Below are 13,789 nucleotides of genomic sequence, written 5' to 3' on the forward strand. Positions count from 1 at the left end.
AGGTAGATAGGGCAGAGGTGGAAGTGCAGCAATGCATGGAGCTGACTGTTACTAATAGGTCGAGGGCATAACCAGACAAGGTGATAGGAGATAATAAGGATGATTCTTTGTATGTAGTTTTGAAGGTGTATCAAAAGGGGTCTGACCCTTTTGCAGTTCATTATCAGAATATTATTAAAATATAGTGTGCAAGACAGTTCGTAAGTATTTTGAATTTAAATACTATGGATTTTTTTTTTTTGCTAAATAAAGGGGATCACAGAAAGGGGACTGATTATTTTGCAGGATGTTTTTAGAATATCCTGTCAATAGTAGTGGATGTGTAATTGACAAGCCTATATAGAATTAATATAATGACGTAGGGGTCAAAAGGTATTTTGACCCTTGATACCTATGGATTAAGTGACATAAGAGCAGTTCTGCACGCACAGCCTCCGACTAGAAGAAACCGCCAGATTTTCAATATGTTAAAGAAAATCCGGCGGCTGCTTGCATTTTAAATCTTAAGAATATTCTGAAAACGGCCCGCAAAAGGGTCTGACCCCCTTTATGCTTTTATGACATCTGAGCATTCGGGATGTTTCTCGAACCATTTTATGGCATAAGGGCAAGTCAGTATTGCCTTTTTGCCACTTTCTCTGAGGTCCTGAATCAGCTCTTCCATAAGTTTCCCGGCTATGCCCTGGCCACGGAGAACATTATCTACATATGTGTGGTTCACATCTACCGTTGTATCGTCTATGTTGGGAAATGTGACTTCTGCTATTACCAGGTAATCGGGGGTATATACTGCAATCTGATTTGCGTTGTGTACAAATTCCATACTAAAACCTCCTTTTTGCTCCGTTGTTCTTCTTAATCATTTTCTTCGGTTTGAATTGTGTAAGTCTGGCGTTTTCTTGCCATTTCATCACTTTCCAGATATTCATCGTATGTGGTGATCTTGTCGATCAGCTTTCCGCCCGGCACAATTTCCATAATGCGGTTTGCACAGGTCTGTACAATCTGGTGGTCACGAGAAGTGAAAAGCAGTACACCGGGGAATTTTATCATTCCGTTGTTCAGTGCGGTGATGGATTCCATGTCCAGATGGTTGGTGGGTTCATCCAGCAGCAGAACGTTGGCGCCGGAAATCATCATCTTGGATAGCAGACAGCGGACTTTTTCTCCACCCGAAAGTACTTTTAGGCGTTTCACACCGTCTTCTCCGGCAAAAAGCATTCTTCCGAGAAATCCCCGGACATAGGTAACATCTTTATCATCTGAATACTGGGTCAGCCATTCTGTGATGGTATAGTCACTGTCAAATTCTCTTCCGAAATCTTTTGGAAAATATGACTGGGAGGTTGTGATTCCCCATTTGTAGGTTCCTTCGTCGGGTTCCATTTCTCCGATTAATATTTTAAACAATACGGTTTTAGCCAGTTCATTGCTGCCGACAAAGGCAACCTTGTCATCATGTCCTAATGTAAACGTAATATTATCCAGAATCTTTTCTCCGTCCATGGTTTTAGAAAGACCTTCTACAGACAGAACTTCATTCCCAATTTGACGTTTTGGACGGAAATCGATATATGGGTATTTCCTGCTGGAAGGTTTTATTTCGTCAAGCTCAATTTTCTCCAGTGCTTTCTTACGGGAAGTAGCCTGTTTAGATTTGGAGGCATTGGCGCTGAAGCGGGAAATAAAATCCTGCAGTTCTTTGATTTTTTCTTCCTTTTTCTTGTTTGCCTCTTTCATCTGGCGGATTAATAGCTGGCTGGATTCATACCAGAAGTCATAGTTTCCGGCATAGAGCTGAATCTTGCCGTAGTCGATATCTGCAATCTGGGTACATATCTTATTTAAAAAATAACGGTCATGTGATACCACAATAACGGTATTTTCAAAGTTGATTAAAAACTCCTCCAGCCAGGCAATGGCATCCAGATCCAGATGGTTGGTAGGCTCATCCAGAAGCAGGATGTCCGGATTGCCGAACAGGGCCTGGGCCAGTAGAACCTTGACCTTCTCTGCCCCGGTCAGGTCTTTAAGATATTTGGAATGCAGCTCTGTGTCAATACCAAGTCCGTTCAGAAGAATTGCGGCATCAGATTCTGCTTCCCAGCCATTCATTGTAGCGAATTCTGCTTCCAGCTCACTTGCTTTGATTCCGTCTTCGTCTGTAAAATCTTCTTTGGCGTAAATTGCCTCCTTTTCCTTCATAATTTCATATAAGCGGGCGTTGCCCAAAATGACGGCATCGAGTACCACGTACTCGTCATATTTGAAATGATCCTGCTGCAGAAAGGAAAGACGTTCTCCCGGGGTAATGATCACCTCACCTTTCGTCGGCTCCAGCTGCCCGGATAAGATTTTTAGAAAAGTAGATTTTCCTGCACCGTTGGCACCAATCATTCCATAGCAGTTTCCGCCGGTAAATTTAATATTTACATCTTCAAACAGCGCTTTTTTCCCTACGCGTAATGTTACATTATTTGCACTGATCATAGTTTTTCTCCTTTATCTGTTCATATAGCTATATATAATCTGTAATCCCAACGGTTATCTTAACATGAGTTACAGCAAAATGGCAAGGTTTACAGCAGTTTCAACGGAAAAATTAAAATAAGGGTGTTTCCCAAAAATGAAAACCGTTATATAATAAGAGAGAAAGTGAGGAAAAATAATGCAAAAAGCAACGTTAGTTTTGGAAGGCGGGGCGACCAGAGGAGTATTTACGTCAGGAGTCCTGGACTATTTAATGGAACAGGATTTATATATGTCCCATGTAATTGGGGTTTCCGCCGGGTCTTGTAATGCGGTAGACTATGTATCCAGGCAGCCCGGCAGGACGAGAGATTGCATGATACCTTCCAACAAAAGTGAAAGTTATTTCTATAGTTTTGGAAAGTTTATGAAAGAAAGAAGTTTAATGAATATGGATTTGATTTTTGACATATTTCCAAATCAGATATATCCATTTGACTATGAAACATATTTGCAGTCTGAGATAAAGTGCGAGCTGGTGGTTACAAATTGTCTGACCGGACAGGCAGAGTATATTGATGAACGCTCTGATCGTGACAAACTGATGAAAATATGCCGTGCTTCTTCAAGCATGCCTTTGGTTACGCCTATTGTAAATGTGGATGATACACCCTACCTGGACGGAGGTCTTGCAGATAGTGTGCCGGTCAGGCATGCTATGGAAGCAGAAAACGAGAAGATTGTGGTAATTCTTACGAGAAATGCAGGTTACAGGAAGAAGAAACTTTCCAATGGCATGATAAAAATATATCGCAGAGCCTACCAATCCTATCCAAATCTGGTAAAGGCAATTTTGACAAGAAGCCTTTATTATAACCATACAATGAACTATCTGGAGGCTCTGGAGAGACAGGGAAAGATATTTGTGCTGCGTCCCCTTGCAAAGCCTGTGGCGAGAATGGAAAAGAAGAAAGAGAATTTAACCGCATTTTACAATCACGGCTATGATCTTATGAAGAAAGAATATGAGAGATTGATGAAGTATCTTGAATCTTAAAGAAAATGTTTTAGTGACTTACCAGGAGAACAGCTTGAATTTTTCTGAAAGGTTAAGAATATTCTGACAATGGAGGGCAAAAGGGTCTGACCCCGTTTTTAATATCAGTATGGAAAAAGAAAGCTGTCTATTCTAGAAAGGCTTAGAAAGAGATTTAACAGAAGATGGAGGAGGTAAATATTATGTCAGAAAAAAGAGATTTTGGAAAGCTAAAAGATGGAAGGAACACCACTCTTTATATAATAGGCAACAGCAAAGGTATGAAACTTGCAGTTACGGATTACGGTGCATCACTTGTTTCCCTGCTCGTACCGGACAGGGAAGAAAATCCTGTGGATGTGGTTCTTGGTTATGACAATGCCGGTGGATATGAAAAGGGCAGTGCATCTTTTGGAGCAACTGTAGGCAGAAATGCCAACAGAATTGGGGAAGCTTCATTTGAAATCAATGGCGTCCATTACTCATTAGAGAAAAATGAAAATGGCAACAACCTACACAGTGGAACTGACTATTACAACAAACGTATGTGGCAGGCAGAGAAAGAAGAAAAAAATACTATCACCTTCCTTCTCCACAGTCCTGACAAAGATCAGGGGTATCCGGGGAGCCTTGATATGAGGGTTACCTACGAATTGACAGAGGATAATACAGTGCGGATTAAATACCAGGCCATACCCGACAAAGACACAATTATCAATATGACAAATCACAGTTATTTCAATCTGGACGGACACCGAAGCGGGAACATTTTGGATCATCAGATCATGATTGATGCTGATTATTTTACAAAAACAGATGCACAATCCATTCCCACTGGAGAGGTTGCTGCTGTGTCCGGAACTCCTATGGATTTTCGGACATTTAAGAGGATAGGTGCAGGAATTGACGCAGACTATGAAGCCATCCGTCTGGGAAATGGGTATGACCATAACTGGGTATTGAAAAATGATGGGAAATTTGCTAAGGCAGCTGAAGCAGCCGGAGATGTCAGCGGTATTGCTATGGAAGTATGGACGGATTTGCCAGGAGTGCAGGTATATACGGGCAATTTCCTGAATCAGGAGCCGGGCAAGGATGGGGCAGTGTATGGAAGACGTTCAGCAGTCTGCTTTGAAACGCAGTACTTTCCGGATTCTATTCACCATGAAAATTTTAGGAGTCCGATATGTCGTGCCGGTGAGAACTATGAGACCATTACGGAATATCGTTTTGCAATAAAAAAGGAACAGGTAATATAATATTTTTATGGGAAAATCAGTATATATTGCAGAAAAGCCCAGCGTGGCTCAGGAATTCGCAAAAGCATTAAAATTGAATACAAGGCGAAAAGACGGGTATTTGGAATCGGAAGAGGCAATTGTGACCTGGTGTGTAGGGCATCTAGTTACAATGAGCTATCCGGAAGAATATGACCCTGCACTGAAGCGGTGGAGTTTAAACACGATACCCTTTATCCCGGAAAAATTCAAATATGAGGTTATTCCGGCAGTGGAAAAGCAGTTTCGAATAGTAAGTGGCCTGCTGACCAGGGATGACGTGGACACGATTTATGTGTGCACTGACTCTGGAAGAGAAGGGGAATATATTTATCGTCTGGTGGAGCAGGAAGCTCATGTTAAGGACAAACAAAGAAGGCGGGTCTGGATTGATTCACAGACAGAGGAAGAAATTTTGCGCGGAATCAGGGACGCGAAAGATTTATCAGAGTATGATAATCTTAGCGCCTCTGCTTATTTGCGGGCAAAAGAGGACTATCTCATGGGAATAAACTTTTCCCGTCTTTTGACCCTAAAATATGGCAACAGCATTTCAAATTATCTGAATACCAAGTATGCGGTTATTTCCGTAGGACGTGTTATGACCTGTGTACTGGGGATGATTGTGCGAAGAGAACGGGAAATCCGCGATTTTGTAAAAACGCCTTTTTACCGTGTCATGAGTACCATTGAAACAAAAGAGCAGACTTTTGAGGGAGAGTGGCGGGCCGTACAGGGTTCCCGCTACTTTGAATCCTTTGATTTATATAAAGAAAACGGTTTTAAGGAAAGAGAGAAGGCAGAGGATCTGGTGACATACCTTGGAGAGCCTCAGCCTGTGACCTGTCAGATAGTATCCATCGAGAAGAAAAAGGAAAAGAAAAATCCGCCTCTGCTTTACAACCTGGCAGAATTGCAAAATGACTGTTCCAGGCGGTTCAAAATCAGTCCGGATGAAACACTCAGGATCGTACAGGAGCTCTATGAAAAAAAACTTGTCACGTATCCCAGGACTGATGCCCGTGTGCTGTCTACTGCTGTGGCAAAGGAAATCAGCAGGAATTTAAACGGCCTTGCGAAGTATCCAATGGCAGTGCCCTATCTGGAGGATATATTGTCCTTTGGAAGCCACAAAGGCCTGACAAAGACAAGATATGTCAACGACAAACAGATTACAGATCATTACGCTATAATTCCCACCGGACAGGGATTAAATGCTCTGAAATCCGTTTCTGCCACAGCGGGAAGAGTTTACGACTGCATTGTAAGGAGGTTCCTGAGCATTTTCTATCCGCCTGCTGTTTATCAGAAAGTAGCGATCACAACAAAGATAAAGGAGGAAAGCTTTTTTTCCAGCTTTAAAGTTCTTGCCGAAGAAGGATACCTAAAAGTGACAGGCAACCCTCAGACAAAGAAAAAGACCGGCAGAGATACTGCGGATAATGAAAATGATGAAAGCGGCGATGGAGGAAATCAGGGTGGTCAGAACATGGACCTAAGCTTTTTTCGGGTTATACAGAGCTTAAAAAAGGGAGCTGTCCTAACTGTCCGTTCATTGGATATTAAGGAGGGAGAAACTTCTCCGCCTAAAAGATATAATTCCGGCTCTATGATTCTGGCTATGGAAAATGCAGGTCAGCTCATTGAAGATGAGGAACTTAGGGCTCAGATAAAGGGAAGTGGGATCGGAACCAGTGCAACCCGTGCAGAAATATTGAAAAAGCTCGTAAATAATAAGTATTTATCGCTGAATAAAAAGACCCAGATTATTACTCCCACCCTACAAGGCGAGATGGTCTATGATGTGGTTAACAACTCCATCAAATCTCTCCTTAATCCTGAACTGACGGCAAGCTGGGAAAAGGGGCTGAATTACGTGGCAGAGGGCGACATCACTCCGGATGAATATATGAAGAAGTTAGATCATTTTATCATCAGCCGGACAAATGGTGTAAAGGGACTGAATAATCAATATCAGCTCAGGAGCTGTTATGATAGAGCGGCTCAGTTCTATAAGAAAGGCCGAAGCAAAAAATAATGACGAAAATTTACAGTTGAAGGAGGATATTAAAGTGAAGGAAATTCTGGTTTCAATTCCGGTGAAAGAGCGGCATAAGGCATACTTAGAAAATACTGTGGCGGATATCCCAGGCAGTGGGGATGTACATTTCCTGTATGAGTTATACGAGAACATAACACAGAAAATGGTAGAAAATGCAGATGTTATTATAGGCACAGTTCCTGCAAAGTACTTAAAAGGGGCAAAGCATCTGGAACTGGTGCAGTTAAGCAGCGCCGGAGCAGTTGAATATACACATCCTGGGGTTATGCCTTCAGGGGCCAGGCTTGCCAATGCGACAGGGGCCTATGGTCCGGCAATTTCGGAACATATGCTGGGCATGACGCTGATGCTAATGAAAAAGCTCAACCATTATCAGGACAATATGAAGACACATGATTGGAAGGATGAAGGCCCGGTAAAAACAATAGTAGATTCTGTAACTCTGGTTGTGGGTATGGGGGACATCGGAGGGCAGTTTGCCCGGAAAATGAATGCTCTGGGCAGTCATGTTCTGGGTATTCGCAGAAATAAAGTTTCAAAGCCCGACTTTCTAGAGGGCATGTATCAGATGGATGCACTGGATGATTTGCTGGGAAGGGCAGATATTGTGGCCTGTTCACTTCCGGGGACGAAGGAGACAGATCATCTGTTCCGTAAGGAACGCCTGTCTAAGATGAAAAGAGGAGCCATTCTTCTAAATGTGGGAAGGGGCAGCCTGATACCCACAGAAGATTTATGTGAGGCGCTGAAAAGCGGTAGACTGGGCGGGGCAGCAGTGGATGTAACCGAGACAGAGCCTCTCCCGGCAGACTCTCCTTTGTGGGATGCTCCGAATTTGCTGGTTACACCCCATGTGTCCGGAAATTATCATGCAGTCCAGATTCTGGAAAGTATAGTGGAAATCGCGGCATATAATTTGAGACAAATATTTTCGGGTGGTCATATAAAAAATGAAGTGGATTTTCAGACCGGATACAGGAAGTTCTGTGAACCGGCAGGAAAACAGGAGGAAATGAAATGAAAGAAATTACTGTAAAAGACCTTTATAACCTGGAGGAAACCATTGCCCGGGACATTTTTGACGGAGTAACTTATCCGTGGGAAGTTTTGCCGGCAATCAGCGGATTTATTTTGAAGCTTGGGGCGGCTTTGAGTGAAGATGAATATGAAAAGCAGGGCGAAAATGTATGGATTGCCAAAAGCGCAAAGGTAGCGCCTACGGCGTCCATCACCGGACCTGCCATTATTGGTAAAAATGCAGAGATAAGACACTGTGCCTTTATCAGAGGTAATGCGATTGTGGGGGAAGGCGCAGTAGTTGGTAATTCCACAGAACTGAAAAATGTAATCCTGTTCAATAAAGTGCAGGTGCCTCATTATAATTATGTCGGGGATTCTATTTTAGGATACAAGTCCCACATGGGGGCGGGCTCCATTACATCCAACGTAAAATCAGATAAAACACTGGTTGTAGTAAAGACACCTGAGGGAAACATTGAGACAGGCAGGAAGAAGTTTGGTGCCATGCTGGGAGATGAGGTAGAAGTGGGGTGTGGAAGTATTCTGAATCCGGGGACTGTTGTGGGAAGCCACACAAACATTTATCCCCTGTCATCTGTGAGGGGATATGTACCTGGAAAAAGCATTTATAAGAAACAAGGAGAAATTGCAGAAAAGCAATAATAAACAGGCAGCTTTGTCAGAGGTGCAGTCACCCACCCGGCAAAGCTGCCTGGTTCTAAATAGTTGTAACAGTTACCTTTGTTTTTAAAAAGGGGATTGTTTTATTGGGAAAGTAATGCTAATATAACTATATCAATTGAAAGTCTAAAAGCTCTTTTTAGTTGTAATCTCGACATTCGTCAAAAAGATTTCCGGTGTATGGTTAAAATTAAAGTTAAAGTAGGATATGACGGAATTTTGTTGACATTCCAAAGCAAGTATAATAGTATATTATTAGGAAAACGAACAACTGTTCGAAAATCAGAAGGAGAGTAACGTATTATGGCAAATGCAAATGGTGATAAGAAAAAAGCGCTGGATGCGGCGATTGCGAAGTTAGAGAAAGATTTCGGAAAAGGAACAGTCATGAAGTTGGGAGAACCGGGTGCCCATGCGTCAGTGGAGACAGTACCCACCGGATGCCTGAGCCTGGACCTGGCACTGGGCCTGGGCGGGGTCCCCAAGGGTCGTGTGATAGAGGTCTATGGGCCTGAATCAAGCGGTAAGACCACGATTGCCTTACATATGGTTGCGGAAGTACAGAAGCGAGGCGGGATCGCAGGCTTTATCGATGCAGAACATGCACTGGATCCGGCATATGCGAAGAACATAGGTGTTGATATCGATGAGCTGTATATCTCCCAGCCGGATAGTGGAGACCAGGCTCTGGAGATTACTGAGACCATGGTACGGTCGGGGGCCATCGATATTATTGTCATAGACTCTGTAGCTGCCCTGGTGCCACGTCAGGAGATTGAGGGAGATATGGGGGACAGTCATGTGGGGCTGCAGGCCAGGCTGATGTCCCAGGCTCTTAGAAAGCTGACTCCGGTTATCAGCAAATCAAATTGTATTGTGATCTTTATTAATCAGCTCCGTGAGAAGGTTGGGGTAATGTTCGGCAGTCCGGAGACAACAACAGGCGGACGTGCCTTGAAATTTTATGCCTCCGTGAGAATGGATGTGAGAAAGATAGAGACTCTCAAGCAGAGTGGAGAGATGGTCGGCAACCGTACTCGTATCAAGATTGTAAAGAATAAGATTGCCCCTCCTTTTAAAGAGGCTGAGTTTGATATTATGTTTGGAAAGGGGATTTCTAAAGAGGGAGATATTCTGGATCTTGCAGTAGGCATTGACGCGGTAAAAAAGAGCGGGGCCTGGTATGCCTATAACGGCGAGAAAATCGGTCAGGGCAGAGAGAATGCAAAAGCATATCTGACAGAACACCCGGAATTGATGGACGAGCTTGATCATAAAGTGCGTGCTCATTACAATCTGGATGGTAAAGAGAATGAATCCGATAACCCAGAAGACCTGAAGCTTGAGAAAAAGGGAAAACGATCAGGGAAGCCGGCAGAAAAGGAAAATCTGACGAGTGGAGGAACCCGCGAAGAGGAAGCTTAAAGTGAAAGTTACGAAATTAGAGTCTGTGACAAAAACAAAATATAAAGTTTTTCTGGATGACCAATTTGCTTTTGTTTTGTATAAAGGTGAACTGACGCGATATGGAATTCAAAGTGGTGCAGAGCTGAAAGAAGAGACCAGGCAAAAGATATGGGATGAAGTTATTCTAAAGCGCGCCAAAGCCAGGGCGATGCATCTGCTGGAGGACATGGACCGCACGGAGGCAGGACTACGTGAGAAGCTGAAGCGTGGACTTTATCCTGAGGCAGCAATAGAATCGGCTGTTCAGTACGTGAAGTCATTTCATTATATAGATGACCTTAGGTATGCAGAGCAGTTTATTGAGAGCAGGAAGTCACTGAAAAGCAGAAAAGAGATTTATGCTTTGCTGCGCGGCAAAGGTGTGGCGGCAGACAAGATTGATCTTGCCTTTGAAGAATGTTACCAAGATGAGAGTGAGAAGGCTGCCATAGAGCAGCTTATCCGAAAAAAAAGGGTCAATCTCTCACAACCGGACCCCGCGGAGATGCAGAAGTTATATGGGTATCTGGCCAGGAAAGGTTTCCGTTATGAAGACATCCGTCAAGTGATACAAAATCATAATGACAATGCTTGACAGAATTGTGAAAACAGTATAAAATTTAAGTGTTGTATTTTTAAGTGAAAATGTACAATGAAAATTGAATAAGGAGGTGCTCCTGTGCCGACAATGATAAGTATTGTTATTGCTGTAGCCCTCGCGTTGATAGTTGGTATTATTACTCGTTATGCTACTATTTCTAAATTGAGGAACGATGCAGAATCCAAGATTGGAAATGCGGAAACAAAAGCAAGGGAAATAATTGACGATGCCGTAAAAACTGCTGAGACGACAAAGAAAGAAGCTCTTTTAGAGGTGAAGGAAGAGTCCATCAGGACAAAGAACGAACTGGAAAAAGAGACTAAAGAAAGAAGAAATGAATTGCAGCGCTATGAGAAAAGAGTGCTTGCAAAAGAAGAAGCAGTCGATAAACGATCTGAAACGATTGAACAGCGTGAAGTAAAATTTACAGCAAGAGAAGAGCAACTGAAACAGCGTGAAGCTAAAGTAGAGAATCTTAATCAGAAAAGAGTACAGGAACTAGAAAGAATCTCAGGACTTACCTCCGAACAAGCAAAAGAGTATTTGTTGAAAACTGTTGAAGAAGATGTTAAACATGACACAGCCAGAATGATCAGAGAGCTGGAGACACAGGCAAAGGAAGAAGCGGACAAGAAGGCAAAAGAGTATGTTGTCAATGCAATCCAGAGATGTGCAGCAGATCATGTGGCTGAAACCACAATTTCCGTAGTGCAGCTTCCAAATGATGAGATGAAAGGAAGGATCATAGGCCGGGAGGGACGTAATATCAGAACCCTTGAAACTCTGACCGGTGTTGAGCTGATTATTGATGATACGCCGGAGGCGGTTGTATTGTCAGGATTTGATCCTATCAGGAGAGAAGTTGCCAGAATTGCCCTTGAAAGGTTGATTGTGGATGGACGTATCCATCCGGCCAGAATTGAGGAGATGGTTGAAAAGGCTCAAAAAGAAGTGGATACAATGATCAGGGAAGAAGGAGAGGCAGCCGCTCTTGAAGTTGGTGTACCTGGAATTCACCCGGAACTTATTCGCCTGCTTGGGCGTATGAAGTTCCGGACAAGTTATGGACAGAATGCATTGAAACATTCTATTGAAGTGGCTCAGCTGTCAGGCCTTCTGGCAGGTGAAATCGGCGTGGATGTCAGGATGGCAAAGCGTGCGGGACTTCTGCATGACATTGGGAAATCCATTGATCATGATGTGGAAGGGTCACATATCCAGATTGGTTCAGATCTTTGCAGAAAGTATAAGGAGTCTGCAACGGTAATTAATGCAGTTGAAGCTCATCATGGAGATGTGGAACCACAGACATTGATTGCATGTCTGGTACAGGCTGCTGATACCATTTCTGCAGCAAGACCGGGAGCCAGACGGGAAACAATTGAAACATATACAAACAGATTAAAACAACTAGAAGAAATATCGAACCAGTTTAAAGGTGTCGAGAAGTCTTTTGCTATTCAGGCAGGTAGAGAGATTCGAGTTATGGTAGTTCCGGACCAAGTATCTGATGATGACATGGTACTTATGGCCAGGGATATTGCAAAGCAGATTGAATTTGAGTTGGAATATCCGGGGCAGATTAAAGTAAATATAATTCGTGAGTCACGTGTTACTGATTATGCGAAATAATCCAGATCAGATAGGAAACGAAAGTACAGCCCTTGTCTTAGGACAAGGGCTTTTCTGTGCCTGTAAGTCAAATGGAAATGTCTGCTTTTCCGCTTGGCTCGTTACTCGCGGGAATAAAAAGAAAACCTTCCGATTTCAAATCAATATAAGATAAGTATATGTATGAAGTGAGTGCATTACCGAAAAAATGAATGTAGGTGGAAACATAATTGCAAAAACGCATAGAATATAACAAAATATATAGATTAGAAAGTATAATAAGAATAATTTAAAGAATGAACTTGCAAAACGCAAAATCTTATATTATAATAAAAAATCAGAGTGAAAGAAATTGGAGGAAGAGAATATGCCACTTACATTATCGAAAAAAGCGTCAGGTGTGAAGCCGTCATCAACATTAGCAATTACAGCTAAAGCAAAGTCAATGAAAGCGGAAGGAATTGATGTAGTCGGATTCGGAGCCGGAGAACCCGACTTTAATACTCCTGATAATATTAATACAGCCGCAATAAAAGCGATTAGAGATGGATTTACAAAATATACACCTGCGTCGGGGACAGCAGAATTAAAGAAAGCTGTCTGTGATAAGTTTGAGAGTTTTAATGGTGTTCACTATGAGTCTAATCAGATTGTAATCAGTAATGGGGGAAAACACTCCTTGACAAATGTTTTTGAAGTAATACTTAATCCAGGGGATGAAGTGCTCATTCCGGCACCTTACTGGCTCACATATCCTGAGATTGTGAAGCTGTCCGACGGTGTACCTGTATATCTCTACGGTGAAAAATCTAATGGTTACAAGGTAACCGCAGAGCAGGTAAGGGATGCTGTTACTGACAAGACAAAGGCATTGATTTTAAATACACCGAGCAATCCTACAGGTATGGTTTATTCTGAGGAAGAGCTGCGCGCAATTGCTGATATTGCAGTGGAAAAGGACTTTTATGTTGTAGCGGATGAGATGTATGAATATTTAATCTACGGTGAGAAGAAGCATGTGAGCATCGCTTCACTGGGGGATGAAATATATAAGAGAACGATTACATGCAGTGGTGTATCAAAAAGTTATTCTATGACAGGCTGGAGAGTCGGATATACAGGCTCAAGTGCAGAAATCGCAAAGATGATGGGAAGTGTGCAAAGCCATCAAACCTCCAATCCCAATTCCATCGCCCAGAAGGCGGCGTTGGAGGCTTTAACAGGAGACCAGGCTGCAGTTGCTGTCATGAGAGAAGAATTTGATAAGAGAAGAAAATACATTTATGAGAGAATTTCTCAGATGCCTTTACTTGAGACTCTGGAACCGGAAGGTGCCTTTTATGTATTTGTGGATTTCTCGCATGTATTGGAAAAATCTTATAAAGGCGGGAAAATAGGAACGGCAGCAAGAGCGGCAGAGATCCTTTTGGAAGATTACCGAGTGGCGGTTGTTCCATGTGCGGATTTTGGATTTGACAATTTTGTACGTTTATCCTATGCTATTTCATTAGAGGCCATTGAGAAGGGCCTTAACAGAATCGAAGAATTTGTTTCCTCTCTGTAGAGGAGATGAGAAGGAGCGTAGT

General features: G+C 42.7%; 11 protein-coding genes. 9 read left to right on the top strand and 2 right to left on the bottom strand.

Annotation, left to right across the window (positions count from 1 at the left end; genetic code table 11):
- Nucleotides 1–547: 547 nt before the first annotated feature.
- Together BN3456_RS11090 and BN3456_RS11095 are read right to left on the bottom strand one after the other, a co-directional pair.
- Nucleotides 548–823, bottom strand: coding sequence for a GNAT family N-acetyltransferase (locus BN3456_RS11090; protein ID WP_089984206.1), 276 nt, complete (start codon nt 821–823; stop codon nt 548–550).
- A gap of 32 nt (nt 824–855) precedes the next feature.
- Nucleotides 856–2,490 (bottom strand): ABC-F family ATP-binding cassette domain-containing protein, encoded by a 1,635-nt coding sequence (locus tag BN3456_RS11095; RefSeq protein WP_089984207.1) that lies wholly within the window; start codon nt 2,488–2,490, stop codon nt 856–858.
- 178 nt (nt 2,491–2,668) lie between these two features.
- On the opposite strand from BN3456_RS11095, the gene BN3456_RS11100 reads away from it, so the two are divergent.
- The 9 genes from BN3456_RS11100 to BN3456_RS11140 all read left to right on the top strand — a co-directional run bounded on the left by BN3456_RS11100 (nt 2,669) and on the right by BN3456_RS11140 (nt 13,767).
- Complete coding sequence (locus BN3456_RS11100) at nt 2,669–3,526, top strand: patatin-like phospholipase family protein (protein WP_089984208.1); 858 nt, start codon at nt 2,669–2,671, stop codon at nt 3,524–3,526.
- Between the two features lie 182 nt (nt 3,527–3,708).
- Nucleotides 3,709–4,764: an aldose epimerase family protein gene (locus BN3456_RS11105; protein WP_089984209.1), complete on the top strand. Its 1,056-nt coding sequence runs from the start codon at nt 3,709–3,711 to the stop codon at nt 4,762–4,764.
- A 7-nt stretch (nt 4,765–4,771) separates the two neighbouring features.
- On the top strand, nt 4,772–6,820 hold the full coding sequence (locus BN3456_RS11110; RefSeq protein WP_089984210.1) for a DNA topoisomerase: 2,049 nt from the start codon (nt 4,772–4,774) through the stop codon (nt 6,818–6,820).
- 34 nt (nt 6,821–6,854) lie between these two features.
- Entirely contained in the window at nt 6,855–7,865 is a 1,011-nt protein-coding gene (locus BN3456_RS11115; protein WP_207644101.1) for a D-2-hydroxyacid dehydrogenase, read from the top strand.
- The gene (locus BN3456_RS11120) at nt 7,862–8,527 is read left to right on the top strand and encodes a UDP-N-acetylglucosamine pyrophosphorylase (RefSeq protein WP_089984212.1); all 666 of its coding nucleotides are present in this window, start codon (nt 7,862–7,864) and stop codon (nt 8,525–8,527) included. The genes BN3456_RS11115 and BN3456_RS11120 overlap by 4 nt, the downstream gene beginning before the upstream one ends.
- A gap of 321 nt (nt 8,528–8,848) precedes the next feature.
- Complete coding sequence (gene recA / locus BN3456_RS11125; protein WP_089984213.1) at nt 8,849–9,970, top strand: recombinase RecA; 1,122 nt, start codon at nt 8,849–8,851, stop codon at nt 9,968–9,970.
- Nucleotide 9,971: 1 nt separating this feature from the next.
- Nucleotides 9,972–10,586: a regulatory protein RecX gene (locus BN3456_RS11130; RefSeq protein ID WP_089984214.1), complete on the top strand. Its 615-nt coding sequence runs from the start codon at nt 9,972–9,974 to the stop codon at nt 10,584–10,586.
- 93 nt (nt 10,587–10,679) lie between these two features.
- A complete protein-coding gene (gene rny, locus BN3456_RS11135; protein ID WP_176699188.1) occupies nt 10,680–12,224 on the top strand; it encodes a ribonuclease Y in 1,545 nt (514 codons plus the stop codon).
- 346 nt (nt 12,225–12,570) lie between these two features.
- Complete coding sequence (locus BN3456_RS11140; protein WP_089984216.1) at nt 12,571–13,767, top strand: pyridoxal phosphate-dependent aminotransferase; 1,197 nt, start codon at nt 12,571–12,573, stop codon at nt 13,765–13,767.
- Nucleotides 13,768–13,789 lie beyond the last annotated feature (22 nt).

This window comes from Clostridium sp. C105KSO13, assembly GCF_001517425.1.
GTDB lineage: Bacteria > Bacillota > Clostridia > Lachnospirales > Lachnospiraceae > Muricomes.

Excerpts from the sequence above, each read along its gene's own strand:
- BN3456_RS11090 (WP_089984206.1), bottom strand. The coding sequence starts at position 823 with ATGGAATTTGTACACAACGCAAATCAGATTGCAGTATATACCCCCGAT.
- BN3456_RS11095 (WP_089984207.1), bottom strand. The coding sequence starts at position 2,490 with ATGATCAGTGCAAATAATGTAACATTACGCGTAGGGAAAAAAGCGCTG.
- BN3456_RS11100 (WP_089984208.1), top strand. The coding sequence starts at position 2,669 with ATGCAAAAAGCAACGTTAGTTTTGGAAGGCGGGGCGACCAGAGGAGTA.
- BN3456_RS11105 (WP_089984209.1), top strand. The coding sequence starts at position 3,709 with ATGTCAGAAAAAAGAGATTTTGGAAAGCTAAAAGATGGAAGGAACACC.
- BN3456_RS11110 (WP_089984210.1), top strand. The coding sequence starts at position 4,772 with ATGGGAAAATCAGTATATATTGCAGAAAAGCCCAGCGTGGCTCAGGAA.
- BN3456_RS11120 (WP_089984212.1), top strand. The coding sequence starts at position 7,862 with ATGAAAGAAATTACTGTAAAAGACCTTTATAACCTGGAGGAAACCATT.
- recA (WP_089984213.1), top strand. The coding sequence starts at position 8,849 with ATGGCAAATGCAAATGGTGATAAGAAAAAAGCGCTGGATGCGGCGATT.
- rny (WP_176699188.1), top strand. The coding sequence starts at position 10,680 with ATGATAAGTATTGTTATTGCTGTAGCCCTCGCGTTGATAGTTGGTATT.
- BN3456_RS11140 (WP_089984216.1), top strand. The coding sequence starts at position 12,571 with ATGCCACTTACATTATCGAAAAAAGCGTCAGGTGTGAAGCCGTCATCA.